This window comes from Streptomyces sp. NPDC058457 (assembly GCF_042720695.1).
In the GTDB taxonomy this organism is placed as follows: Bacteria; Actinomycetota; Actinomycetes; order Streptomycetales; family Streptomycetaceae; genus Streptomyces.
Genome location: NZ_JBHXLU010000100.1, coordinates 18,114 through 42,241, shown reverse-complemented (window position 1 = coordinate 42,241; position 24,128 = coordinate 18,114). Strand labels below are relative to the sequence as shown.

The window sequence follows — 24,128 nt, the reverse complement described above, 5'->3', positions numbered from 1 at the left end:
TTCGTCACCGACGGCTACGCCTGGCAGATGGGCCAACAGGCCGCCTCCTACCAGCGCATCCGATCACTGGTTCAGTCCCTGCAGCCGGACTGCGTCATGGTCGACATCGGCGGTCTGTCCGTGCCGTTCCTCAGTGACGCCATCTTCTTCGAGGAGCCGCTGGGCATCACGGCCCCGGCCGGGAACACCTACGCCGGCCTGCAGGGGCAGACGATCAGCGACGGCTGGTTCTGGCACCCCAGCACACCCACGACCGACCCGATGAGCAAGGCGTCGATCCTCTCCCACCTCGCCGACCTCGAACCCAAGTACACCTCCTTCATCCTCAACTGCCCGCCCAACCGCGACGGCCGCCTAGACACCAACATCGTCACCCGCCTCACCGAAGTCGGCGCCGCCTGGAGCCCCAACACCGCCCGCGCCGCCCTGCCCACCCAGCCCCTGCGCGCCGAACACCCCGTCACCCCCGTCAACGCCTACGCCACCGCCTTCCACACCGGCGAAGGCCCCCTCAACGCCATCGACGGACTCAGCGACAAGAACGTCGAAACCTGCTGGTCCACCTGGAGCCTGGCCCTCCCCCAGACCCTCACCATCGACCTCGGCGGCGTCTGGAACAACATCACCACCTTCGAGTACCTGCCCAAGCAGTGGAACCGCACCAACTCCACCGACGGCGACATCACCTCATACACCATCTCCACCAGCACCGACGGCACCACCTTCACCCAGGTCGCCGCCGGCACCTGGGCCGGAGACCGCACCCTCAAGACCGCCGAGTGGGCCGCCCGCGACGCCGGCTTCGTCCGCATCAAGGCCGACGCCGCCACCGGCGACTACGCCAACATCGGCAACCTCCGCATCGGCGGACGCATCCGCACGCCGACGCTCCAACGCACCACTTTCCAGGGGAAGAACACCACCTACCGCATCACCGCCCGCCACAGCGAAAAAGCCCTCACCACCACCGGCACCACCAACGGCACCCCTCTCGCCCAGTCCGCCTGGAGCAAGACAACCGCCCAGAAGTGGACCCTCGTCCCCACCGGGGACGGCTACTACAAGATCCGCAACACCGCCACCCGCACCCTCCTCGAAACCGCCGCCCTGTCCCGTGCCGACGGCGGCCCCACCGACATCTGGACCGACGCAGACGCACCCCAGCAGCACTGGGCCATCACCCCCACCGGCGACGGCCACTACCTCCTCGTCAACCGCTTCAGCGGACTCGCCCTCAATGTGGACGCGGCCTCCACCGGCGACAACGCCACCATCAACCAGTGGACCTATCAGGGCGCCCCACAACAGCAATGGCAGATCACCAAGGTCTGACCCGGCCGTGCACGCGTCACCGTGGAGCACGGCGGGAGGGGGCCGTATACGAGCGACGGGCGCGGTCGAAAGGTGTGCGGCCCGCGTACGTGTACCGACCGAGCCCTTGGGTCGAGGCCCCACGCCCGTGCCGGCGCGGCGGCGCGAGGAGACCGGCGCACGGGAGGGGCGCGTCGGTCCCCGCTCGGGGCGCCCGCCGAAGCTCACCGGGTGCGGATCCAGACCGTCTTCTCCCTGGTCCACTGCGCGAAGGCGTCGGTGGACTTCTCCGCGCCGCCGAACCCGGACTGCTTCCAGCCGCCGAAGGGGGTGGTGATGTCGCCCTCGCTGTAGGCATTGACGGAGATCACGCCCGCCTCGACGCCCCGTGCCAGCCGGAGCGCGCTGTCGAGGTCGCGGGTCCAGACCGAGGCGGCGAGTCCGTACTCGGAGGCGTTCGCCATCCGTACCGCCTCGTCCTCGGAGGTGAAGGTCTGGACGGTGACGACCGGCCCGAAGAGTTCCTTCGTGGGCACGTCGCTCCCCGCCGGCGCACGGCTGATCACAGTGGGCGGGTAGTAGGCGCCACGGGCCGGAAGACCGTGCGGCAGGCCGCCGGTGTGGATCTGGGCCCCGGCGGAGCGGGCCGCGTCCACCGCGGCCGCGACCCGGTCGAAGGCGGGCCGGCCGATGAGCGGTCCGACCTGGGTGCGTGGGTCGGCGGGATCGCCGATGACGAGGCCCTTCGCGGCGGTCGCGAACCGGTGCAGCACCTCCTCGGCGATGGGCTGGTGGACGAGGACGCGGGAGCCCGCCGTGCAGTTCTGACGCATCGCCAGGTACGCGGCCTCGACCATGTCGTCGATGAGTTCGTCGCCGTAGTCGAGTGCGTCGGCCATGAGGATCTGCGGGCTCTTGCCGCCCATCTCCAGCGAGACCCGTTTGAAGTTGGTCTCCGCCGCGTCCGCCAGGATACGGCGACCGGTGGCCGTGGACCCGGTGAACGACAGCGCGCGCACCAGCGGATCGCGGGCCAGCGCGGTGCCGGTGACCGCGCCGTGGCCGGTAAGTACGGTCAGTACGCCGTCCGGCAGGCCCGCCTCCGTGGCCAGTTCGGCCAGCCGCAGGGCGGAGCGCGGAGTGGCCTCGGCGGGTTTGAGCAGCAGGCTGTTCCCCGCGGCCAGGGCGGGTCCCACCTTCCAGGCGGCCATGGCCAGCGGGTAGTTCCACGGCAGGATCGCCGCGGCCACCCCGACCGGCTCCCGGCTCATCAGTCCGAGGCTGCCCCGGCCGGTGGGGGCGACCCGGCCGAAGACCTTGTCCGCCGCCTCCGCGAACCAGCGGACCGACTCGACGGCCGCGGGCACGTCGCCGGTACGGCACTCCGTGATCGGTTTGCCCGCGTCCTCGCTGTCCAGCCGGGCCAGCGACTCGGCGTCGCGTTCCATGAGGTCGGCCAGGCGCAGCAGCACCTCGGCGCGCTCCCTGGGGTCCCGTCCGGACCACACACCGCTCGCGAAGACGCGATGCGCCCGCTCGGCCGCCGCCGCGACCCCCGCCGCGCCGACGGCGGGAACGGTGGTGATCAGCTCGCCGGTCGTCGGATTGACGACCCTGAGCGTGGACGTGCTCGTGGTCATGCTTCCTCCACCAGTTCCCATCGGTCGCCGGTCCGGCGGGCCAGTCCCCTGCGGCGCAGGTCCTCCAGATAGCGGGCCATGCCACGCTCGCCCCGCTTGCGGAACAGGGGGAAGAGCCGGGGCAGGAGGTTCGGCACCAGCATCGCCAGCCGCACGAAACGGGACTCTCCGGGTTTGACGTAGGCCTCCAGACGGGGTCGGTCCAGGAGGCTCACGGCCGCCCTGACGACGTCCGCGGGCTGTTGCGGCCGGTCCTGGAACTGGAGGGAGTTGCCCCCGTCCACGGCTTCCTGCCGCAACATCCTCGTGTCGGTCGCCGAGGGCAGTACGGAACCCGCCCTGATGCCCTTGCTCCGCAGGGCGAGGCCGATGGCGAGCATCGCGCCGCGCAGCCCGAACTTCGACGCGGTGTAGATGGGAGTCTCGCCCAGCGGGAAGATCCCGCCCAGGGAGACCGTGGTGACGACCCGCGGGTCGCCTGACGCCTTCAGCAGTGGGACGGCGAGCCGGGTGGTGACGAGCGGCGAGAGCAGGTTGAGGTCGATCTCCCGCTCGATACTCTCGACGCTGCGCACGTCGAAGCGTTCCGCGCTGGTCATGCCCACGTTGTTGACCAGGACGTCGATCCGGCCGTGGGTGACGGCGACGCGGTCGACCATCCGTTCCACGGCGGCCCGGTCCAGCAGGTCGCAGCCCAGGCCGGTATGTCCACCGCCGGGCAGGCCATCGGCGGTCCGCCGGGCCCGCACCTCGTCGATATCGACCACGACGAGGCGGGCACCGCCGGAGGCGAACCGGTCGCACAGGGCGCTGCCGATGCCACGGGGTGCTGTTCGTCACCGAAGTACCGCTGTGCGACGGGGACCTTGTGGACGTACCCGGTGGCCAGCAGGATCAGGTCGATGTCGTCGCTCGTGCCGTCGGTGAAGTGCACCGTCCGGCCCTCGGTACGGGCGATCGCGGGCCGTGCCGTGATGTCGCCGTGCTGGAGGTGGTGGATCAGCATGGAGTTGAGGGCGGGGTGGGTCTCGAACAGTCGGTGGTCGGGCTTCTGCAGACCGAGCCTGCGCGGGTCGCCGCTGACGAGCCGCAGCAGCGCGCCGAAGAGCCGCTGCTCCAGCCACATCGGCAGATGGGGGCCGCTCGCGGCGATGGTGTCCACAGGGCGGCCGAACAGGTGCTTGGGGATGAACCAGTAACCCCGGCGCATGCTGATCACCGCGTGGTCCGCGGCCCGCGCCGCGTCGCAGGCAATGTCCAGGCCCGAGTTCCCGGCGCCCACCACCAGTACCCGCTTGCCGCGCAGTACGTCGGCGCTGCGGTAGGTGACGGTGTGACGGACCTCGCCCGTGAAGTGACCCGGCAGGTCGGGGACGTTGGGGTGCCACTGTGCCCACGTACACACCACGACCTGCCCGTGCGTGCTCTGCCGCCCGTCGGCCCGGGTGACCGTCCAGGTGCCGTCCGCGTTCTTCATCACCTCGCGGACCTCGGTGCCGAACTCGATCCGTTCCCTCAGCCCGTACGCCTCGGCGAACGACGTCAGGTGGGAGAGGATCTGCCGGTGCGGCGGATAGTCCGCGAAGTGGTCCGGCATGGGGTAGCCGCCGAAGCCGGAGAGCGTCCTGCTGGAGATGAAGTGGGCCGACTCGTACATCGGGCTGCCGGGGTTGTCGATGTCCCAGAGCCCGCCGGGTCCCGTGTGCCGTTCGATGTGGGTGTACGGCAGATCCCGCTCCGCCAGCGCCCTGGCCACCGCGAGGCCCACGGGGCCCGCCCCGATCACACACGTGTCGTACTGGATCCGCTTCACCAGTCCGCCTCCCTTGCAACGACGTCCCAGGTGTTGCAGCGAACCTACGTATCAGCGAACGGGCGGGAACTGACCCGCGCGGCCAGGAAGGGGACCTCAACGGCCAGCCGGCTAGCCGCTCCTGCCCGGCACCCCTGTCGAAACGGAATACGGGCAGTGAAGACTCAGGGATCCCGGCTCGATCCTCGTGGCCCGGCCCGGAGGGCGGAGATCGGTGATCTAGGCTCCGATCGACACCGGGCACGGGGAGAACAAGGACAGCCAAGGCAGAGCACGAGGCTCGGCGGCGCCCGTCACGGAGAAGCGAGGGACGCGCTGCCCCGGGGCACGTCCTGCGACAGCACCGGCGAGCGGCTGTCCGCCGGCCACCCTCCTCGACCTGTGCGTTCCGTTTCCGTCATCGAAGACCGACCGACTGATCCATGTGAAGGAGTGGCTCGTGACCGAGCTGAGCATCTCCACAGACAGGACGTGCGTGGGAACGGCAGATCGAGGCGTTGGCCGCGCAGGGCCACCGTGGCGTGGCACCGGACCAGCGCGGCTGCTCCCCCGGTGTCCGCCCCGAGCGGCCCGAGGACTACCGCATCGACATCCTGGCCGACGACGTGGTCGCGATCACGGAGGAGTTGGGCTGGGCGACGTTCGACCTCCTCGGCCATGACGGGGGAGGCGCGGTCGCGTGGTGGGTCGCCAGTGCCCACCCCGGTCGTGTGCACCCTGACGGTCGTCTCGACCCCGCACCCCGACGCTCTCGCCGAGGCCCTGGGCACCGACGAGGACCAGCGCAAGCGTTCCCAGTACATGATCGACTGGCGGGAGACGCCGACGACCGAGAACCGTATGCTCGCGAACGACGCCGAGGAACTGCGTGCCGCCTACGCGGGCAGGATCCCGCAGGCCAGCGCCGACGCCCACGCCCGGCACCTGTCCGAGCCCGGCGCGCTCATCGCTGCGCTGAACTGGTACCGAGCCGGCCGGCCCGACGGCGCGGTCGGCGTCATCGACCTCCCCACCCTGTACGTCTGGAGCACGGACGACGCCGTGTTCGGCCCGGTGGCCGCACGGGACACCGGGCGGTGGGTCAGCCGGCCGTACCTCTTCGAGACCCTCGAGGGCGTCAGCCACTGGGTCCCCGAGGGGGCTCCCGAGACGCTGAACAGCCTCCTCCTCGAACATCTGAGGTCACACGGCTGACAGGGCGCGGCGCACGCACACCCCGCCGACTGTTTCCCGCGGCGCCGGTACGACAGTCTCGGACCGGACGCAGGACGCGGGGTACTCAGCCGGCGGTGGAGTGCGAGCGCCAGAACGCGACGGCGTGGCCGAGCCAGCCGTCGGCGGGTGTGCCCGTGCCGAGACCGTATCCATGCCCGCCGGCATCGGTTCTGCGATACTCCACGTCGACGCCCTGCGAACGCAGGTCGTCGACGAGGTGGTCGAGCGCGGCCACGGAGATCAGCTCGTCGTCCGCGGCGACAGTGACGAAGTACGGCGGAAAGGACGCTGAGTACGGCCCGAACGGGGTGCCCGGATACGCGGTGATGATGACGGCGGGCGGGTGGAACCCGTGCGCGCGGGCCCCCAACGGTCCGTCGGTGCCCCAGCTCGACACCAGCCGTCCGCCGGCCGAGCTGCCCCAGACCGAGTAGTCGTCCAGGCCGATGTCCCACGCGACCGCACGTTCGGCGAGCAGACTCATGGCCCGGGCCAGGTCCTCGTTCGCGCGTGCCAGCGGCACCGACTTGTCATCGTTCTCGTCATTGCCGTCCTTGCTGATGCGGTACTTGAGGACGGCGACGTTGTATCCGAGCGCGTTCAGGGCCTTGGCGTGGGGGAAGCCCTCCTGGATCGAGGCGACCGAGGTGAAGCCGCCGCCCGCGGCGACCAACGCGAGCGGCCTGCCCGGGACGCCGGGGACGAAGAACAGGCCTGCCGCGGCCTTGTCCGGTTCGGCGGCGATCTCTCCCTCGCTGTAGAGGGGATGGAAGATGGTCCTGCCCTGGTTGACCAGGTCGATGAGGAAGTTGAGACCGTCGACCATGGTCCTGGGGTCCCAGGCTCCCAGGTGCGGCGCGAGGGCCTCGACGGTGAGGGGGCGCGTGATCTCGGCGGTCTCGCCGGACTCCCAGGGCACCATGTAGTCGCCGAAGCCCGCGAACGCCGGGTGGTTCACGATGTCCGCGAAGGTCGAGCCGGTCGACAGGTGCTCGAACGGACGGGCACTCCCGGTGGCGGGTACGAGGTCAGGATCGGTCATCGGGCATCTCCAGTTCGTGGCCGCGGCGTCCAAGCGGCCGGTCATACGGTGGGGGTGCGGGGGGGTGGGTACGGGGGTGGGCCGGGGTGTGATGCCGGAGGTTCCCAGGCCCGGCAGGCTCGGGCTGCGGGGCCATCGCCGGAAGGACACGTTCCCGACGGGCCACGTACCCCACGGAGACCGCTTCGGCTCCGCGACGGCCGGCTTCGGCACCCCGACCGCTCATTCCGGCGAGCGCAACGTCTCGCTCCGACATCCAGAGAAGTCGCCGCCGATCGACACCATGGGCACGGCTTCGGCCGTCGGGCGCCCGGCCGGCTCCGAGCGAAGTGGCACCCGGTCGGCTCCAAGCCCAACGCACGCGGCAGCCCCGCAGGCGCCCCTCCTCCACCGGTGGCGACGCCAGGCGGTCGAGGACACCGGGTTCGCGGTCGATGACGCAGGTCCGACGACCCCACGTTCACGGGCGACGGCACCGCCGCCCGCCTCGAAAGGTCGGCCACGGATGTACCGAGCGGCCTCGCCTCGCAGCGTCACATCCGGTGAGCCGCTCTCACAGAACTTCTTCGAGGCTCGCCGGGCCGCCGAGCAGGGACGCCCCGTCGACGAAGCGGCCGTCGGCGACTCGCCGCACGAACGCGGCGGTACGGGCCACCGCCTCGGTCGCCTCGGGCAGGAACCCGGTCGCCGTCTGCCATACGTGGAACATCTTCGGCCACACCTCCAGGTCGACCTCCACGCCCGCCCGGGCCGCCCGGTCGGCCACCGTCAGCGAGTCGTCCAGAAGGCGCTCGGCGCCGGACACCTGGATGAACAAGGGCGGCAGACCGGTCAGGTCGGCGACGACGGGACTGGCCAGAGGGTCGTCAGCGGGGTGGCCGGCGAGGTAGTCGTCGTGCATGGCCTGCCCGAGTTCGTGCGGCAGCAGCGGGTCGGTGTCCGCGTTGCCGGTCCAGCTCCCCTCGGAGAACCGTTCCTCGCGCAGGTCGAACACACCGGCGTAGAGCACCCCCGCGAGGATGCCGGGGTGCTTCTCCGACAGACGGCGCAGCAGCACCGCGAGCGCGAGGTTGGCACCCGCCGACTCCCCGGCCACCACGACCCTGGGCGCGATCGACGCAGCATGGTCGAACGCGGCCAGGCAGTCGTCGAGTCCCGCCGGGAAAGGATCCTCGGGAGCCAGCCGGTACTCCGGCAGCAGCACCCGCGCCCCGGTCGCCAGGGCGAGGTGCGCACCCAGCCCCCGTGACCCCCTGGCGAGCCCGGAGCGGAACCCACCGCCGTGGATGAACAGGACCACCAGGTCGTCACGAGCCCCGTCCGGAGTCATCAGGTACGAGCCCGCCCTGAGCGCCTCGGCCGGCTCTTCGACGACACCGGGCAGCGGACGGTACATGTCCGCGAGGCCGGCCGCCTGCTCACGGTCCGCCGCGAGGTTCATGGGCCCGCGCTGGGCGGCGGCGTCCTGGAACCAGCCCTCCATCAGGGCATAGGTGGCACTGGGCATGGCGGGCGGCTCCTTGTCGGCACCCCGGACGGGGGATCCCTGTCGTCACGTGGCCGTGACGTCGTACACGAGGGATCGTAGCCTTGAATCCCGAACATTAGTAGGTTTCTATTGCCTGGGAGAACAGCGGTAGCGATGCGGAGATTTGAAATGTTTCAACTCGCCAGCGAGGGGCCGGAACCACTATCATCGACGACCCCCAAGAGGTGAGTGCTCCGCCATCGACGAGCAGGTCGGCACCCCGTCGGCGCACCGGATACACGCCGTTGAAGTGCTGGTACGCCGCAATCTCACGGATCGATCATCGCCGCCCGACGGCGCGACGAGGCCCGGTCAGGCCGTCGGGCGTCGCTTGACGGGAGCCGCCGCAGAGGCTACCTTCCAGCCCGAAAATGAATCGTTTCATCACACTGCCAATCCCGGTCCCGCTCTGGGATTGCTTCGCGACCCGAGGTGGACATGTCTGACATCGCTGCGGTGAAGGCCGCACTCGTCGGCCAGCGGATCGAGACGCCGTCCTGGGGCTACGGCAACTCCGGCACCCGCTTCAAGGTCTTCGCCCAGGACGGCGTACCGCGCACGCCCCACGAGAAGCTGGACGACGCGGCCCAGGTGCACGCGTTCACGGGCGTGGCGCCCAAGGTGTCGCTGCACATCCCCTGGGACAAGGTGGGCGACTACGGCGCCCTGGCCAAGTACGCCGCCGAGCGCGGCCTGGAACTGGGCGCGATCAACTCCAACACCTTCCAGGACGACGACTACAGGCTCGGCAGCGTGTGCCACCCTGACGCCGAGGTGCGCCGGAAGGCCGTGGACCATCTGCTGGAGTGCGTCGACATCATGGACGCCACGGGGTCCACGGACCTGAAGCTGTGGTTCGCCGACGGCACCAACTACCCAGGCCAGGACGACATCCGCGGGCGCCAGGACCGGCTGGCCGAGGCCCTCTCCGAGGTGTACGACCGGCTGGGCGACGGACAGCGGATGCTGCTGGAGTACAAGTTCTTCGAGCCGGCCTTCTACACCACGGACGTGCCGGACTGGGGCACCGCGTACGCCCACTGCCTGAAACTGGGCGAGAAGTCACAGGTCGTGGTCGACACCGGGCACCACGCGCCCGGCACCAACATCGAGTTCATCGTCGCCATCCTGCTGCGCGAGGGCAAGCTCGGCGGATTCGACTTCAACTCCCGCTTCTACGCCGACGACGACCTCATGGTCGGGTCCGCTGACCCGTTCCAGCTGTTCCGCATCCTGTACGAGGTCTCCCGGAACGGCGGTTTCGAGGCGGCGACGAACGTGGCGTTCATGCTCGACCAGTGCCACAACATCGAGGCGAAGATCCCCGCGGTCATCCGGTCGGTCATGAACGTCCAGGAAGCCACCGCCAAGGCACTGCTGGTCGACCGCGAGGCGCTGACGGCCGCCCAGCGCGCGGGCGACGTGCTGGAGGCGAACGCCGTGCTGATGGACGCGTACAACACCGACGTACGACCGCTGCTGCGCGAGGTCCGCGAGGAGATGGGCCTCGGTCCCGACCCGCTCGCCGCCTACCGCGCCTCGGGATGGCAGCAGCGGATCACCACCGAACGTGTCGGTGGCACCCAGGCCGGCTGGGGCGCCTGATCCCGCCTCTCGCACACCCGCAAGGTCCCGACCAAGCAAGGAAGAGATCCGCTCATGGCACCCCATCCCGAAGCCGCCGCCCTCCTCGGCCGTACCCATCGGCTGGGCTCCGATCCCCGTAACACCAACTACGCCGGTGGCAACGCGTCCGCCAAGGGCACCGACACCGATCCCGTCACCGGGGGTGATGTCGAGCTGATGTGGGTCAAGGGGTCCGGGGGTGACCTCGGGACGCTCACCGAGGCCGGGCTGGCCGTGCTGCGGCTGGACCGGATGCGGGCGCTCGTCGACGTGTACCCGGGGGTGGAGCGCGAGGACGAGATGGTCGCCGCGTTCGACTACTGCCTGCACGGCAAGGGCGGGGCCGTGCCATCCATCGACACCGCCATGCACGGGCTCGTCGAGGCCGCGCACGTCGATCATCTGCACCCCGACTCCGGGATCGCGCTCGCCTGTGCCGCCGACGGGGAGAAGCTGACCGTCGAGTGCTTCGGGGACACCGTCGCCTGGGTGCCGTGGCGGCGGCCCGGGTTCCAGCTGGGCCTGGACATCGCCGCCATCAAGGCCGCCAACCCCCAGGCCATCGGTGTCGTCCTCGGCGGGCACGGCATCACCGCCTGGGGCGAGAGTGCCGAGGAGTGCGAGAAGAACTCGCTGCACATCATCCGCACCGCCGAGACGTTCCTTCAGGAACGCGGCAAGGCCGAGCCCTTCGGGCCCGCCATCGACGGGTACGGCGCCCTGTCCGAGGCCGAGCGCCGGGAGCGGGCCGCCGCCCTCGCGCCGTACGTCCGCGCGATCGCCTCCCAGGACAAGCCTCAGGTCGGGCACTTCAACGACGCCGAGCCGGTGCTGGAGTTCCTGGCCCGGGCCGAGCACCCCCGGCTCGCCGCCCTCGGCACCTCCTGCCCCGACCACTTCCTGCGCACCAAGGTCCGCCCGCTCGTCCTCGACCTGCCGCCCACCGCCCCGCTGGACGAGGCGATCGCCCGGCTCGAAGAGCTGCACGCCCAGTACCGGGAGGAGTACGCCGCCTACTACCAGCGGCACGCCCTGCCCGACTCCCCCGCCGTGCGCGGCGCCGACCCGGCGATCGTGCTGATCCCGGGTGTCGGGATGTTCTCCTTCGGCAAGGACAAGCAGACCGCCCGGGTCGCCGGCGAGTTCTACGTCAACGCGATCAACGTGATGCGGGGCGCCGAGGCCGTGTCCTCGTACGCGCCGATCGAGGAGTCCGAGAAGTTCCGCATCGAGTACTGGGCCCTGGAGGAGGCCAAGCTCCAACGGATGCCCAAGCCCAAGCCGCTCGCCACGCGGGTCGCGCTGGTCACCGGCGCGGGCAGCGGAATCGGCAAGGCCATCGCCCAGCGGCTGGTCGCCGAGGGCGCATGTGTCGTCGTCGCCGACCTCAACGGCGAGAACGCCGACGCCGTCGCCGAGGAGCTCGGCGGGCCCGACAAGGCCGTCGCTGTGACCGTAGACGTCACCGACGAGGAGCAGATCACCTCGGCCTTCAAGGCCGCCCTGCTCGCCTTCGGCGGTGTCGATCTCGTCGTCAACAACGCCGGTATCTCCATCTCCAAGCCGCTCCTGGAGACCTCCGCCAAGGACTGGGACCTCCAGCACGACATCATGGCGCGCGGTTCCTTCCTGGTGTCCCGCGAGGCGGCCCGGGTGATGATCGCGCAGAAGCTGGGCGGCGACGTCGTCTACATCGCCTCCAAAAACGCCGTCTTCGCCGGCCCCAACAACATCGCCTACTCCGCCACCAAGGCCGACCAGGCCCACCAAGTCCGTCTGCTCGCCGCCGAGCTGGGCGAGCACGGCATTCGCGTCAACGGCGTCAACCCCGACGGCGTGGTGCGCGGGTCGGGCATCTTCGCCGGTGGCTGGGGCGCCCAGCGCGCCGCGACCTACGGCATCGAGGAGGCCAAGCTTGGCGAGTTCTACGCCCAGCGGACCATCCTCAAGCGCGAGGTGCTCCCCGAGCACGTCGCGAACGCCGTGTTCGCGCTCACCGGTGGGGAGCTGACCCACACCACCGGCCTGCACATCCCCGTCGACGCCGGCGTCGCGGCCGCCTTCCTCCGCTGACGGTCACTGCTCCGCGAGCGCGCCCGGGTCCGCCGTGTCGATACGGCGGACCCGGGGGCGGTCCCGGCGGGAGACCTCCGCCGACACTTCCACCTCGCCCTGCGCTCCGGCCCTGTTCTCGCAGCCTCTCCCCGAGCTGCTCGCTCCACTCCTTGTCCTGCTTCAGCCGACCGTGCACACCGCGGAGGTACCCCACGTGAGCACCATCCCGCCGTCCTCCGCCTTCCCCTCCACGTTCGCGGCCGTCGACCTCGGCGCGACCAGCGGACGCGTCATCCTCGGCCGGGTCGGACCGGACAACCTCGACCTCACCGAGGCCCACCGGTTCGCCAACACCCCCGTCGAGCTGCCCGACGGGCTGCGCTGGGACGTCCTCGCCCTCTTCCAGGGCATGCTCGACGGGCTGCGCGAGGCCGCCCGTGCCGGCGGCGTCAGCTCCGTCGGGGTGGACACCTGGGCTGTGGACTACGGGCTCCTCGATGCCTTCGGTTCGCCGGTCGGCCACCCCTTCCACTACCGCGACAGCCGCACCGACGGAGTCGCCGAACGCGTCTGGTCCCAGGTCGGGCCCGCGGAACTGTACGAGATCACCGGTCTGCAGCATCTGCCGTTCAACACCGTCTTCCAGCTCGCCGCGGAAGCGGGCGGCGCACGTCTCGCCTCGGCCCGCTCCCTGTTGCTCATACCGGATCTGTTGATCCACTGGCTGACGGGATCCATCGGTGCCGAGGAGACCAACGCCTCCACCACCGGCCTCTTCGACGCCGGAGCCGGAACCTGGTCGAAGGACCTGCTGGAACGTCTCTCCATCGACCCCGGTCTGCTGCCGCCGCTGCGGGCCCCGGGCGACCCGGCCGGGGCCGTCCTGCCGCACGTCGCCTCCTACACCGGTCTCGCCGCGGGCACGCCCGTCACCACCGTCGCCTCGCACGACACCGCGTCCGCGGTCGTCGCCGTGCCGGCCACGGAGCCCCACTTCGCCTACATCTCGTGCGGCACTTGGTCGTTGGCCGGCCTCGAACTGGACCGTCCGGTCTTGACCGAGGCGTCCCGGGCCGCGAACTTCACCAACGAGCGCGGAGTAGACGGGACCATCCGCTACCTGCGCAACATCATGGGGATGTGGCTGTTGGAGGAGTGCCGCCGCACCTGGACCGCCAAAGGCCTGCCCGCGCACATCCCGAGTCTGCTCGCCGACGCGGCCCGCGCCGAGCCGTTCGCGGCGGTCATCGATCCCGACTTCCCCGGGTTCCTCCCTCCCGGCGACATGCCGGAACGCATCCGGGAGTACTGCCGTCGCACGGGCCAACGAGTCCCCGGCAGTCGGGGAGCCGTGGTCCGCTGCATCCTGGAGAGCCTGGCCCTGGCCCATCGCCGCACGCTCCGTCAGGCCGCCGAACTCGCCGACCGCGACATCACCCACGTCCACCTCGTGGGCGGTGCCTCCCGCAACGACCTGCTCTGCCAGCTGACCGCCGACGCCACCGGCCTGCCCGTGATCGCCGGCCCGACCGAGGCCACCGCGATGGGCAACATCCTCGTGCAGGCCAGGACCGCCGGCCTGGTCGGCGACCTGCCCGCGATGCGCCGGCTCGTCGCCGACACCCAGCACCTGCGGCGGTACGCCCCTCGCGGCGACACGGCCGCCTGGGATGCCGCCGAGGCCAGGATCTCGCCGACCGGAAAGGACGCGTGATGCGCGTCGCGCTCTTCGCCACCTGCGTCAACGACGCCGTCTACCCGTCCACCGCCATCGCCACCGTCAGGCTGCTCGAACGCCTCGGCGTGGAAGTGGACTTCCCCGCCGCGCAGACCTGCTGCGGCCAGCCGCAGTTGAACACCGGCTACCGCCGGGAGACCGAACCGCTGGTCCGCCGCATGGCCCGCGCGTTCGAGGGTTACGACCATGTCGTCACCCCGTCGGGGTCGTGTGCCGCGATGGTGCGGGACAACTACCCGCGTATCGGCGCCAGGGCCGCCGCGGAAGGACGCGGCGCCGAACTGGCGGACGCCGCCGCGTCGCTCGTACCGAGGACCTACGAACTGACCGAGTTCCTGGTGGACGTGCTGGGGGTGACGGATGTCGGGGCGTACTTCCCGCACACGGTGACGTACCACCCCTCCTGCCACGGCCTGCGCATGCTGGGCCTGGGCGACAGACCCCGCCGGCTCCTCCAGGCGGTCAAGGGCCTGGAACTGGTCGAGCTGCCGGGCGCGGAGGAGTGCTGCGGCTTCGGCGGGACGTTCGCCGTGAAGAACGCGGACGTCTCGACGGCGATGGGCGCCGACAAGGTGCGCAACTCGCTGTCGACGGGCGCGGAGGTGCTGTGCGGCGCCGACAACTCGTGTCTGATGCACATCGGCGGCATGCTGCGCCGCCAGAACGCCCCGCAGCGCCCGCTGCACCTCGCGGAGATCCTCGCGAGCACGGAAGAGGAGCCCCTGAAGTGAGCGGAACCTTCGTCGGCATGCCGGCCTTCCCGAAGGCCGCGCACGAGGCCGTCAACAACCAGACCCTGCGCGGCAATCTGCGCCACGCCACGCACACGATCCGCGCCAAGCGGGCGAAGGCCGTCGCCGAGGTCACCGACTGGGCGGAGCTGCGCGAGGCGGGCAAGCGGATCAAGGACCACACGCTGGCTCATCTCGACCGCTATCTCGTGCAGTTGGAGGAGTCGGTCATGGCGGCGGGCGGCACCGTGCACTGGGCGGCCGACGCCGACGAGGCCAACGAGATCGTGACCCAACTCGTCAAGATGACGGGCGAGTCGGAGGTCGTGAAGGTCAAGTCGATGGCCACTCAGGAGATCGGGCTCAACGAGGCTCTGGAGGCCGAGGGCATCCGGGCCTACGAGACCGATCTCGCCGAGCTGATCGTGCAATTGAGCAAGGACCGGCCCTCGCACATCCTGGTCCCGGCGATCCACCGCAACCGGGGCGAGATCCGGGACATCTTCGAGCGCGAGATGAGCGAGTGGGGCCGCCCCGCCCCCGAAGGGCTCACCGACAGTCCCGCCGAACTCGCCGAAGCCGCTCGCCTGCACCTGCGGGAGAAGTTCCTGCACGCCAAAGTCGGCATCTCCGGCGCCAACTTCATGATCGCCGACACCGGCACCCTGGTCGTCGTCGAGTCCGAGGGCAACGGACGCATGTGCCTGACCCTGCCCGAGACGCTGATCTCGGTCGTCGGCATCGAGAAGATCCTGCCGACCTGGCAGGACCTGGAGGTCTTCCTCCAGACCCTCCCCCGCTCCTCCACCGCCGAACGCATGAACCCCTACACGTCCACCTGGACCGGCACCACCGACGAGGACGGCCCACAGAACTTCCACCTCGTCCTGCTCGACAACGGCCGCACCGACACCCTCGCCGACGAGGTCGGCCGCCAGGCCCTGCGCTGCATCCGCTGCTCCGCCTGCCTCAACGTCTGCCCCGTGTACGAGCGGGCCGGCGGACACGCCTACGGCTCGGTCTACCCGGGCCCGATCGGCGCGATCCTCTGCCCCCAACTGAGGGGCACGGCAAGCGAGATCGACGCCTCACTGCCGTACGCGTCCTCGCTCTGCGGTGCCTGTTACGAGGTCTGCCCGGTCGCCATCGACATCCCCGAGGTCCTCGTGCACCTGCGGGAACGCGTCGCCGACCAGGGCGGGGCCGGGCACAGGCTGGAGAAGGCCGCGATCAAGGCGGCGGGCTGGGTACTGGACCGTCCGGCCGCACTCGCGGCGGGTGAACGGCTCGCGTCCAGGACCCGCGGGCTGCATCCCAACCGCCTGCCAGGTCCCGGTGCCCGGCAGTGGACCGAGAGCCGCGACCTGCCGAAGATGCCCGCCGAACCGTTCCGCGACTGGTGGAGGAAGAACCGCCGATGACCGCCACCTCCCGTGACCGGGTTCTGACCCGGGTACGACGCGCGCTGGCCGACGCGCCCGACGTCCCCGAGGTCTCCCGCGACTACCTCGTCAGCCATACACCCGACGTGCCGGACACGGTCCTCGACCTCCTGCACGAGAACCTCGCCGACTACCGGGCCGTCGTCCACCGTGCCACGGAGGACGAACTCCCGGCCCTGATCGGTCGCCTCCTCGCGGAACACGGTGCCGGCGGTGTCGCCGTCCCGCCGGGACTGCCCACCGCGTGGCTGGCCATGACCGACGCCGAACAGCTTCCCGACGACGGTCCGTTGTCCCCGTACCAACTCGACGGCGTCGACGCCGTGGTCACCGGCTGCACCCTGGCGATCGCCGAGACCGGCACCATCGTCCTGGACGGCGGCCCCGGGCAGGGCCGCCGTGCCCTGACCCTCGTCCCCGACCTGCATGTCTGCGTCGTCCGCGCGGCCGACCAGATCGTGGCCTCCGTGCCCCAGGCCCTGCCCCGGCTCGATCCGGTCCGCCCGCTGACATGGATCTCCGGCCCGTCGGCGACCAGTGACATCGAACTCGACCGGGTCGAAGGCGTGCACGGCCCACGAACCCTGCAAGTGGTCATCGTGGTCGGCTGAGGGCCGGCCCAGAGGTCCTCACACCGTGGGCGCCCCGGGCGGGCACGGTACGAGGACCCCGTCAGCGGCCTTCGGCCCGCGCTCCTGAGCGCCCCATGCTCCCGCGAGGCCGACCCGCCGTGTCCGAGAAGGGAGCAAGACCGGTGTTCAGGGTCAGAGGACGTCGGCTACACGCCGCCCCACCGGAGCGGACCGCGATCCGCTCCGTGCCCGACTGCCCCGGCGGCGCGACCGCGGCCGAGGTGGCGCCGGCCATCCTGCGGGTCAGGCGCTCCCCTCGATGTCCACGTCCGGCAGGACCCTCCGCAGGAACCGCGGCAGCCACCACGCCCGGTCGCCGAGGACGGCCATCACCGCGGGTACCAGCGCCATGCGGACGACGAACGCGTCCAGCAGCACACCGATACCGAGGGCGAATCCCATCCCCTTGATGACCTGCATGTCGGCGAAGACGACGGACCCGAAGACAGCGATCATGATCAGGACGGCGGCGGTGACGACCTTGGAGCCGTGCCCGAACCCCCGGATCATGGCATCGGCGGCCGTCCGTCCGTGGGCGTACTCCTCACGCATCCGCGAGACGAGGAACACCTCGTAGTCCATCGCCAGGCCGAAGAGGATGCCGACGAGCAGCATCGGCAGGAAGCTCAGCACCGGTCCGGTCTCCTTGATCCCGAGCAGGCCGGAGAGCCAGCCCCACTGGAACACCGCCACCATGGCGCCCAGGGAGGCACCCGGCGACAGGAGGAAGCCCAGGGCCGCCTTCAGCGGTACGGCGACCGCGCGGAAGACCACGATCAGCAGGACGAGTGCCAGGCCGCGGAGGTGTCGGGGTCCTGGGTGCCGCCGAGACCGAGCCGGAGGTCGGCCGCCGGTACGGCGAGGACGCCCAGGCCGAGCAGGGACACGACGAGCACGGTCCAGCGGCGCCGCGCCACCAGGGCGGCCCAGCGCACACCCGTGGCCGGGTGACCCGTCCGACGGGCGGCGCGTTCCGTGGAGCGGCGCAGCACCGGCACCGAACTGGTGGCGATCCGCCTGCCCATCAGGCCCAGCACGGCGGGGAGCAGGGTGACGGCGATCAGTACGGAGACCACCACGGTGGCGGCGGCGCCGAGGCCCATCACCGTGAGGAACGGGATGTTCACCAGGGACAGCGCGGCCAGCGCTATCACGACCGTCGCGCCGGCGAACACGACCGCGCCGCCCGCCGTGCCGGTCGCGAGCCCGGCCGACTCCTCGGGGTCCATGCCGTCCCTGACCTGGGTCTGGTGGCGGGAGACGATGAAGAGGGCGTAGTCGATGCCGACGGCGAGGCCGAGCATCACGGCGAGGATGACCGAGGTGCTGTCCATCGTGACGACGCTGGTCAGGGACAGCAGGCCCAGGACGCCGACGGCCACGCCGACGAGCGCGGTGGCCACCGGGACGACCGCGGCGCGCAGGGAACGGAAGACGAGGACCAGGACGCCCAGGGCGATCAGCACGCCCACCGCTTCCCCGGGCCCCATCACCTCGACCTTGGCCTGGGAGAACGCGTCACCGCCGAGTTCCACGGTCAGCCCGGCCCGACGGGCCCCGGCGGCGGCCTCCTCGACGCCTGTCCTGGTGGCCTCGGGGAGGGTGTCGCCCTTCTTGGCGGAGAAGGTCAGCTGGGCGATGCCCGTCCTGCCGTCGGCCGACACCGTTGCGGCCTTCACCTCCGGGGCGGTGGCGGCGATCACACCCGGGACACCGGCCACCTCGTCGACGGTCCGGCGTACGGTCTTCGCGCTGGCACCGGCGCTGACGGTCTCGCCGTCCGGCGCCCGGAAGACGATCTTCCCGGTGGTGTGCGTGTCGTCCGTGGGGAACTTCGCCCGCACCACGTCAAGCGTGCGCTGGGCCTCGGTGCCCGGAATGGTGGTGGCAGAGGCGAACGGCCTCATCAGACCGAGCGCGGCCACGACCGCCACGAGCAGCAGGACGGACCAGGCGCCGATGACGGACCATTTGCGCCAGTAGGCGAAACGGCCCAGGCGGTACAGAAGCGTGGACACGCGAGAACTCCCCGATACCAGAGACGGGGAAGGGATCTGTGTGATCCACGCTAGGAACCCGGCGCCCGTCTCCCCGCCGGAACGGCCTCCTGGAGCCGGTCTTGACACACAACTCCCATGGAGCGGGGGCTCGGCGATCCGACATGATCGAACGACACCATGGGGGCGCGGTACGCACGACGGGAGAACCACACGACATGAGTGACCAGAACCCCGGCGGCGCGGCGGGGCCGCCGCGGCTCGGACGGCTTCTGGTGGTCGACGACGAACCGGCGATCCTGGACACCGTCGAACGGTTCCTGCGGTTCATCGGATACGACGTCCGCACCGCCGCCACGGCGAAGGAGGCCCTGACGGCGGCGCGGGACTTCCTGCCCGAACTGATCCTGCTCGACGTGATGCTGCCGGACGGCGACGGCTTCGAGGTGATGCGGCGCCTGCGCGCGGACGGTCTGCCGCACGCCGTCGTCTTCCCCACCGCCCGCGACACCCGGCAGGACCTGGTCAGGGAGCTCACCGCGGGCGGTGACGACTACATCACCAAACCCTTCGGCCTCGACGAGGTGGCCGCCCGGATCGATGCCTGCCGTACTGCGCCGTGCCGGGACCGCCGTCGACCTGTCCCCCACGGAGTTCCGGCTGCTGCGCTATCTGATGCTGCACAGCGGATGGGTGGTCCCCCGCGCCCAGCTCCTCGACCATGTCTGGTCGTACGACTTCAACGGTGACGACACGGTGGTTGCTACCTACGTCAGTTATCTGCGCCGCAAGCTGGACCCGCTGGGCCTCCCGCTGATCCACACGCAGCGCGGCGTCGGCTACGGCGTCCGGGAGCCGGGGTGCTGAACCGGATCCGGAGGTGGCCGCTGCGGACCAGGCTCGGCGCGCTCGTCACCGCCCTGTGCGCGTGCGCCATGGCGGCCACCGCGTTTACCTGGGTCGTGAGCGAGGACCCGGCCGTCATCGTGACCGTCGAACTGGCCGGACTGACCGGCGTGGCGGTGGTCAGCACCGCGGTGGTGCGCCGCGAGCTGCACCCCCTGGAGCGGGCCGCGGACACCGCCGACGCGATCGCGGCCGACGAGTTCCGTCACCGGCTCACCGTGGCCGCCACCGCCCCGACCACCGAGGTCGGCCGGCTCGCCGAGGCGCTGAACCGCATGCTCGACCAGATCCAGACCACTCTCGGCGCACGTGAGCGGTCGGAGGAGAGGATGCGCCAGTTCGTGGCCGACGCCTCGCACGAGCTGCGCACCCCGCTCCAGTCCCTGCGGGGCTACGCCGAGCTCTACCAGCGGGGCGCGTTGCCGGAAACGGCCGCGGTCGACGAGGCCGTGGACCGCATGCTGTCCGAGATCCACCGGATGACGCGGCTGGTCGAGTCGCTGCTGACACTGGCCCGGTTCGGCGAGGAGGACGAGGCGGGCCTGGAGCCGGTCGACCTCAGCCGGATCGCCCGCGACTCCTGCCGTGACGCCGCCACGGTCGAGCCGGAGCGCCCGTTCCGACCGGACATCAAGGCCGGGGTGGTCGTCCTGGGCGACGAGGCCCAGCTGCGGAGCCTGCTGGCCAACCTCCTCGGCAACGTCCGTATGCACACCCCCGCGGGCGCGCCCTGCCGTGTCGAGGTGCATACGACGGGAGACGAGGCGCTGCTCCGGGTCGAGGACGAGGGGCCGGGCATCTCCGGGGACGCCGTCGCCCACGTCTTCGACCGCTTCTACCGAGCCGGCAAGGGGCGCAGCCGCGCCCGCGGGGGCAGCGGACTGGGGCTCGCCATCGTCGCCGCCGTGTCGGAGCTGCACGGCGGCCGGATCCGTCTCGACAGCGCCCCTGGCCGCGGCACCCGGGTGGACGTGATCCTGCCTCTCCCGCACCGGTCGGCTCGAAAGGCTGTGTGAACGGGGCTAATGACCGACACTTCACCATGAACCCCGTCCCAGCGACCGAAGGAGCAGCATGGCCTGATGGGCCTTCCACGTCAGGCCCCCTACTCTGCGGCGAAGGCCGCCGCGCGCACTCTTCTCGACGCGGCGCGGGTCGAACTGGCGCCCCGGGGCATCCGGTTCACCTCGATCCACCCCGGCTTCGTCGCCACCGACCGGATCAGCGAGGACGGTCTGCCGAAGCCCTTCCAGATCAGCCAGGAGCACGCGGCCCAACACGTCGTACGGGCCCTGGATAGGAAACCGGCGAAGGCGTACTTCCCCAGGCCCACGGCGGCCTTGGTACGCACGCTGCGGCCCTGCCCCTCCTGCTCAGGAGGCTGGCCTCCGGTTAGGAAGGCGGGCTCCGTCAGGCGCGGCCCTCCGGTCAGGAAGGCGGCACCCGTCAGGCGCGGCCCTCCAGTTCGGCGAACTTCGCCTCCAGGTCGGCGAGGAACTTCTCGGTGTTCGGGATCATCCCCGCGATCGTGCGGACCGTGGTCCCGGTGGGGGCGGCCCCCGACCCGCTCTCGATGAACTCGGCTGCCTCCGGGATGTAGGAGATCAGCAGGTCCTTGAAGACGCGGGCGGCCTCCTCGCGGTCCAGCAGGGCGTCGATGCTCATGTCCACCGACAGCGGGGGCAGTTCGGCCTCCTCGGCACCGAGCGTCACCGTCCAGCTGTGGCGGCCCGATCCGACCCCGACGATCTCGTCGCCGTCGGGGAGGAGGACCTCGGCGGTGGTGTTGGGCGGCACGAGCGCCTCAACCGTCAGCTGCGTCCCGGTCAGGTTCCAGGAGACCGCCGCCTCGCCGTACGGGGTGCGCAGCCTCGCGCCGGCGTGGGTGAGGCCGCCGCCGGGGCGTGGCTGGATGCGCAGGCGCCGGTAGCCCGGGGCGGCGGGGGCCAGACCGGCAACAGTGCGGTGCAGCCAGTCAGCGACGGCACCCAGGGCGTAGTGGTTGAACGAGGTCATCCCGCTGGGGTTGACCGTGCCGTCGGGCAGCAGGCTGTCCCAGCGCTCCCAGATCGTGGTCGCGCCCATGGTGACCGGGTAGAGCCAGGACGGGCACTCCTTCTGCAGGAGCAGCCGGTACGCGGTCTCCGCATGGCCGGTGCGGGTCAGGGCGTCGCAGACCAGCGGCGTGCCGACGAAGCCCGTGGCGATCTTGTGGCCGTTGCCGCGGACCAGCTTCGCGAGTCGCTCGCCGGCGCGGGCGCGCTGGGCCTCGGAGTCCAGCAGATCGAAGCAGATCGCCAGGGCGTACGCGGTCGGCGCGTCGGACATCATCCGGCCCGCGTCGGTGACGTACTCCCGCTGGAACGCCGTCCTCACCTCGGCGGACAGGACGCGGTAGCGTTCGGCGTCCTCGGTGTGGCCCAGGATTCCGGCGGTGCGGGCGAGGAGTTCGGTGGAGCGGGCGAAGTACGCCGTGGCGACCAGTTCGCCCGGGGTGGCGGCGCCGTCGGGTCGCCCGGCGGGGGCCGTCGGGTCGAGCCAGTCACCGAACTGGAAGCCGCTGTCCCACAGCCTGCTCTCGCCGGCGAGCGAGGCCACGTGTTCCACCCAGGCCCGCATCGAGCCGTACTGGGCGGCCAGGACCCCGGTGTCGCCGTAGCGCTCGTGGAGCACCCAGGGCACGAACACGGCCGCGTCGCCCCAGGCCGCGGTCGGGGTGTCGGCACCGGCCACCCCCACCCGGGGCACCACGAACGGCACCACACCGTCCGCGCCCTGCTCGACGGCGAGGTCGGCGAGCCAGGAGCCGAGGAAACCGGCGCTGTCGTACAGGTACGAGGCGGTCGGCGAGAAGACCTGAATGTCACCGGTCCAGCCCAGCCGTTCGTCACGCTGCGGACAGTCGGTGGGAACGTCCAGGAAGTTGCCCCGCATGCCCCACAGCACGTTCTCGTGCAGGCGGTCGACGAGTTCGTCGGAGCACTCGAACGATCCCGTGCGCTCCAGGTCGGAGTGCAGGACCACGGCACGCACCGTCGTCGGGTCGAAGTCGTCCGGCTGTCCCGTGATCTCGGCGTACCGGAAGCCGTGGAAGGTGAAACGGGGTTCGAAGACCTCCTCGCCCTCCCCGCGCAGGATGTAGCTGTCGGTCGCGGCGGCCGTGCGCAGCGGTCTGGTGCACAGTTCCCCGTCCTCCAGGATCTCGGCGTGCCGCAGGGTGACACGGGTGCCGCCCGCTCCGGTCACGGTCAGGCGCAGTCGGCCCACGAGGTTCTGGCCGAAGTCGAGGAGCGTCCTGCCGGAGCGGGTGGTGGTCACGGAGACCGGGGCGATCTCCTCGATTCGCCGCACCGGGGGGCCGTCGGGCGCCACGAGGGTGCCGAGGTCGCGTTCCAGGACGCGCACCCCGCGCCAGCCGGACTCGTCGTGGCCGGGCCGCGACCAGCCGGACCGCTCCAGTCGGGCGTCGTAGGCCTCGCCGTCGTAGATGCTGGAGGAGAGGACCGGCCCGGTCGCCGCACGCCACGACCCGTCGGTGGTGACACGCTCGGTCGTGCCGTCGGCGTACTCCACCTCCAGTTGGGCCAGCAGGGCGAGCCGGTCGCCGTAGACCGCGCGGGTCTTGCCGTCGAAGCCGATGCGCCCGCGGAACCACCCCTCGCCGAGGACCGCGCCGATGGTGTTCCGCCCCGGCCGGAGCAGATCGGTGACGTCGTGGGTCCGGTAGCGCAGGCGCTTGTCGTACGCCGTCCAGCCCGGGGCCAGGACCTCGTCGCCGACGCGGACGCCGTTGATCTCCGCCTCGTACACGCCGAGCGCGGTGGCGTACAGGCGTGCCCCGCGCACGGGTCCGCGCAATTCGAACTCACGGCGCAGGTACGGCGAAGGCTGGTCCGCCTGCGGGTCCTCGTCCCAGTCCGGCGTGACGAAGACGGCCGTCCAGTCGTCCGGAGCGAGCAGCCCCGCCTCCACCGGCGTCGGCTCGCTCCACGGGGAGAGCGCGCCGTCTGCCCCGGTGACGCGGACCCGGACTGCGGCCCTGCCGCGCGCCGACAGCGGGTCGAACGGCCAGGGCACGAGGACCGAGTCGGCCGACTCCACCCGCGCAGTAGCGGGATCGTCGCCGTCCTGCACGGTCAGTTCGATCTCGTACGCCGTCTGGGTCCAGTCCCGCGCCTCGGTGAGCGTGGTCCACGACAGCCGCGGGCGACCGGTTCCGAGTCCGAGCGCATCACGCACGTGCTCGAACCGGACATCGCTCACGACACCCGTTCCGTCAAGGGTTTCCTGACTCACCTGTGGTCCTCGCTCTCGTGCCGGCACGACTGCGTGCCTGTGTACATCATGAGTCACCGATTCGAGCTGAATCGATTCAGAATTTGGGGATGAAGGCCCGCCCAACCCGAGAGGGTGGCCGTAAAGATCCAGCCGGTGACTCAAAAAAGTTATGAA

The 24,128-nt window shown here is 70.9% G+C and carries 16 protein-coding genes and 4 pseudogenes; 12 read left to right on the top strand and 8 right to left on the bottom strand.

All coding sequences use genetic code 11. The features are described 5' to 3' along the window. A partial coding sequence (locus ACFWPS_RS45360; RefSeq protein WP_383717738.1) for an RICIN domain-containing protein occupies positions 1-1,332 on the top strand: 1,332 nt, incomplete at its 5' end. A gap of 203 nt (positions 1,333-1,535) precedes the next feature. On the opposite strand, the gene ACFWPS_RS45355 is transcribed toward ACFWPS_RS45360, so the two are convergent. The 3 genes and pseudogenes from ACFWPS_RS45355 to ACFWPS_RS45345 all read right to left on the bottom strand — a co-directional run. Further along, the gene (locus ACFWPS_RS45355; protein WP_383717735.1) at positions 1,536-2,951 is read right to left on the bottom strand and encodes an aldehyde dehydrogenase family protein; all 1,416 of its coding nucleotides are present in this window, start codon (positions 2,949-2,951) and stop codon (positions 1,536-1,538) included. Continuing rightward, positions 2,948-3,769, bottom strand: a complete 822-nt coding sequence (locus tag ACFWPS_RS45350) for an SDR family NAD(P)-dependent oxidoreductase (protein ID WP_383717745.1) — start codon at positions 3,767-3,769, stop codon at positions 2,948-2,950. The genes ACFWPS_RS45355 and ACFWPS_RS45350 overlap by 4 nt, the downstream gene beginning before the upstream one ends. Before the next feature lie 5 nt (positions 3,770-3,774). Beyond that, a pseudogene (locus ACFWPS_RS45345) lies at positions 3,775-4,764 on the bottom strand (flavin-containing monooxygenase); the annotation flags it as partial. A 521-nt stretch (positions 4,765-5,285) separates the two neighbouring features. Here ACFWPS_RS45345 and ACFWPS_RS45340 point away from each other — a divergent pair. After that, a pseudogene (locus ACFWPS_RS45340) lies at positions 5,286-5,417 on the top strand (alpha/beta hydrolase); the annotation flags it as partial. A 40-nt stretch (positions 5,418-5,457) separates the two neighbouring features. Continuing rightward, complete coding sequence (locus ACFWPS_RS45335; RefSeq protein WP_383717732.1) at positions 5,458-5,958, top strand: alpha/beta fold hydrolase; 501 nt, start codon at positions 5,458-5,460, stop codon at positions 5,956-5,958. An 85-nt stretch (positions 5,959-6,043) separates the two neighbouring features. On the opposite strand, the gene ACFWPS_RS45330 is transcribed toward ACFWPS_RS45335, so the two are convergent. Both ACFWPS_RS45330 and ACFWPS_RS45325 read right to left on the bottom strand, forming a co-directional pair. Continuing rightward, positions 6,044-7,021: an alpha/beta hydrolase gene (locus ACFWPS_RS45330; RefSeq protein WP_383717729.1), complete on the bottom strand. Its 978-nt coding sequence runs from the start codon at positions 7,019-7,021 to the stop codon at positions 6,044-6,046. Between the two features lie 553 nt (positions 7,022-7,574). Further along, positions 7,575-8,528 carry an alpha/beta hydrolase gene (locus ACFWPS_RS45325; RefSeq protein WP_383717726.1) on the bottom strand — a complete coding sequence of 318 codons (954 nt, stop codon included), beginning with the start codon at positions 8,526-8,528 and terminating at the stop codon, positions 7,575-7,577. A 459-nt stretch (positions 8,529-8,987) separates the two neighbouring features. Here ACFWPS_RS45325 and rhaI point away from each other — a divergent pair, with 459 nt between their 5' ends. From rhaI to ACFWPS_RS45295, 6 genes are all read left to right on the top strand, one after another. After that, positions 8,988-10,154: an L-rhamnose isomerase gene (rhaI, locus tag ACFWPS_RS45320; RefSeq protein ID WP_383717723.1), complete on the top strand. Its 1,167-nt coding sequence runs from the start codon at positions 8,988-8,990 to the stop codon at positions 10,152-10,154. 54 nt (positions 10,155-10,208) lie between these two features. Further along, positions 10,209-12,248: a bifunctional aldolase/short-chain dehydrogenase gene (locus ACFWPS_RS45315; RefSeq protein ID WP_383717721.1), complete on the top strand. Its 2,040-nt coding sequence runs from the start codon at positions 10,209-10,211 to the stop codon at positions 12,246-12,248. A 205-nt stretch (positions 12,249-12,453) separates the two neighbouring features. Next, complete coding sequence (locus tag ACFWPS_RS45310; RefSeq protein WP_383717743.1) at positions 12,454-13,944, top strand: rhamnulokinase family protein; 1,491 nt, start codon at positions 12,454-12,456, stop codon at positions 13,942-13,944. Continuing rightward, positions 13,944-14,699, top strand: a complete 756-nt coding sequence (locus tag ACFWPS_RS45305; RefSeq protein WP_383717720.1) for a (Fe-S)-binding protein — start codon at positions 13,944-13,946, stop codon at positions 14,697-14,699. The genes ACFWPS_RS45310 and ACFWPS_RS45305 overlap by 1 nt, the downstream gene beginning before the upstream one ends. Beyond that, positions 14,696-16,120, top strand: coding sequence for a LutB/LldF family L-lactate oxidation iron-sulfur protein (locus ACFWPS_RS45300; RefSeq protein ID WP_383717718.1), 1,425 nt, complete (start codon positions 14,696-14,698; stop codon positions 16,118-16,120). Before ACFWPS_RS45305 ends, ACFWPS_RS45300 begins: the two co-directional genes overlap by 4 nt. Then, the gene (locus tag ACFWPS_RS45295) at positions 16,117-16,752 is read left to right on the top strand and encodes a lactate utilization protein C (RefSeq protein WP_383717715.1); all 636 of its coding nucleotides are present in this window, start codon (positions 16,117-16,119) and stop codon (positions 16,750-16,752) included. Before ACFWPS_RS45300 ends, ACFWPS_RS45295 begins: the two co-directional genes overlap by 4 nt. Before the next feature lie 264 nt (positions 16,753-17,016). Here the strand turns inward: ACFWPS_RS45295 and ACFWPS_RS45290 are convergent, their stop codons facing one another. Further along, positions 17,017-17,547: an MMPL family transporter gene (locus ACFWPS_RS45290; protein ID WP_383717713.1), complete on the bottom strand. Its 531-nt coding sequence runs from the start codon at positions 17,545-17,547 to the stop codon at positions 17,017-17,019. 2 nt (positions 17,548-17,549) lie between these two features. After that, a complete protein-coding gene (locus ACFWPS_RS45285) occupies positions 17,550-18,791 on the bottom strand; it encodes an MMPL family transporter (RefSeq protein WP_383717710.1) in 1,242 nt (413 codons plus the stop codon). Positions 18,792-18,988: 197 nt separating this feature from the next. Between ACFWPS_RS45285 and ACFWPS_RS45280 the strand changes: the two are divergent. The 3 genes and pseudogenes from ACFWPS_RS45280 to ACFWPS_RS45270 form a co-directional block, all read left to right on the top strand. Further along, positions 18,989-19,637: pseudogene (locus ACFWPS_RS45280) on the top strand (response regulator transcription factor). After that, complete coding sequence (locus ACFWPS_RS45275; RefSeq protein ID WP_383717708.1) at positions 19,631-20,692, top strand: sensor histidine kinase; 1,062 nt, start codon at positions 19,631-19,633, stop codon at positions 20,690-20,692. Before ACFWPS_RS45280 ends, ACFWPS_RS45275 begins: the two are co-directional and overlap by 7 nt. 66 nt (positions 20,693-20,758) lie before the next feature. Further along, positions 20,759-20,902: pseudogene (locus ACFWPS_RS45270) on the top strand (SDR family NAD(P)-dependent oxidoreductase); the annotation flags it as partial. Between the two features lie 220 nt (positions 20,903-21,122). On the opposite strand, the gene ACFWPS_RS45265 reads toward ACFWPS_RS45270, so the two are convergent. Beyond that, the gene (locus ACFWPS_RS45265) at positions 21,123-23,939 is read right to left on the bottom strand and encodes a glycoside hydrolase family 78 protein (RefSeq protein ID WP_383717706.1); all 2,817 of its coding nucleotides are present in this window, start codon (positions 23,937-23,939) and stop codon (positions 21,123-21,125) included. Positions 23,940-24,128: the final 189 nt, after the last annotated feature.

Coding starts and splice junctions, on each gene's coding strand:
- rhaI (WP_383717723.1), top strand. CDS start 8,988: ATGTCTGACATCGCTGCGGTGAAGGCCGCACTCGTCGGCCAGCGGATC.
- ACFWPS_RS45325 (WP_383717726.1), bottom strand. CDS start 8,528: ATGCCCAGTGCCACCTATGCCCTGATGGAGGGCTGGTTCCAGGACGCC.
- ACFWPS_RS45330 (WP_383717729.1), bottom strand. CDS start 7,021: ATGACCGATCCTGACCTCGTACCCGCCACCGGGAGTGCCCGTCCGTTC.
- ACFWPS_RS45355 (WP_383717735.1), bottom strand. CDS start 2,951: ATGACCACGAGCACGTCCACGCTCAGGGTCGTCAATCCGACGACCGGC.
- ACFWPS_RS45315 (WP_383717721.1), top strand. CDS start 10,209: ATGGCACCCCATCCCGAAGCCGCCGCCCTCCTCGGCCGTACCCATCGG.
- ACFWPS_RS45295 (WP_383717715.1), top strand. CDS start 16,117: ATGACCGCCACCTCCCGTGACCGGGTTCTGACCCGGGTACGACGCGCG.
- ACFWPS_RS45305 (WP_383717720.1), top strand. CDS start 13,944: ATGCGCGTCGCGCTCTTCGCCACCTGCGTCAACGACGCCGTCTACCCG.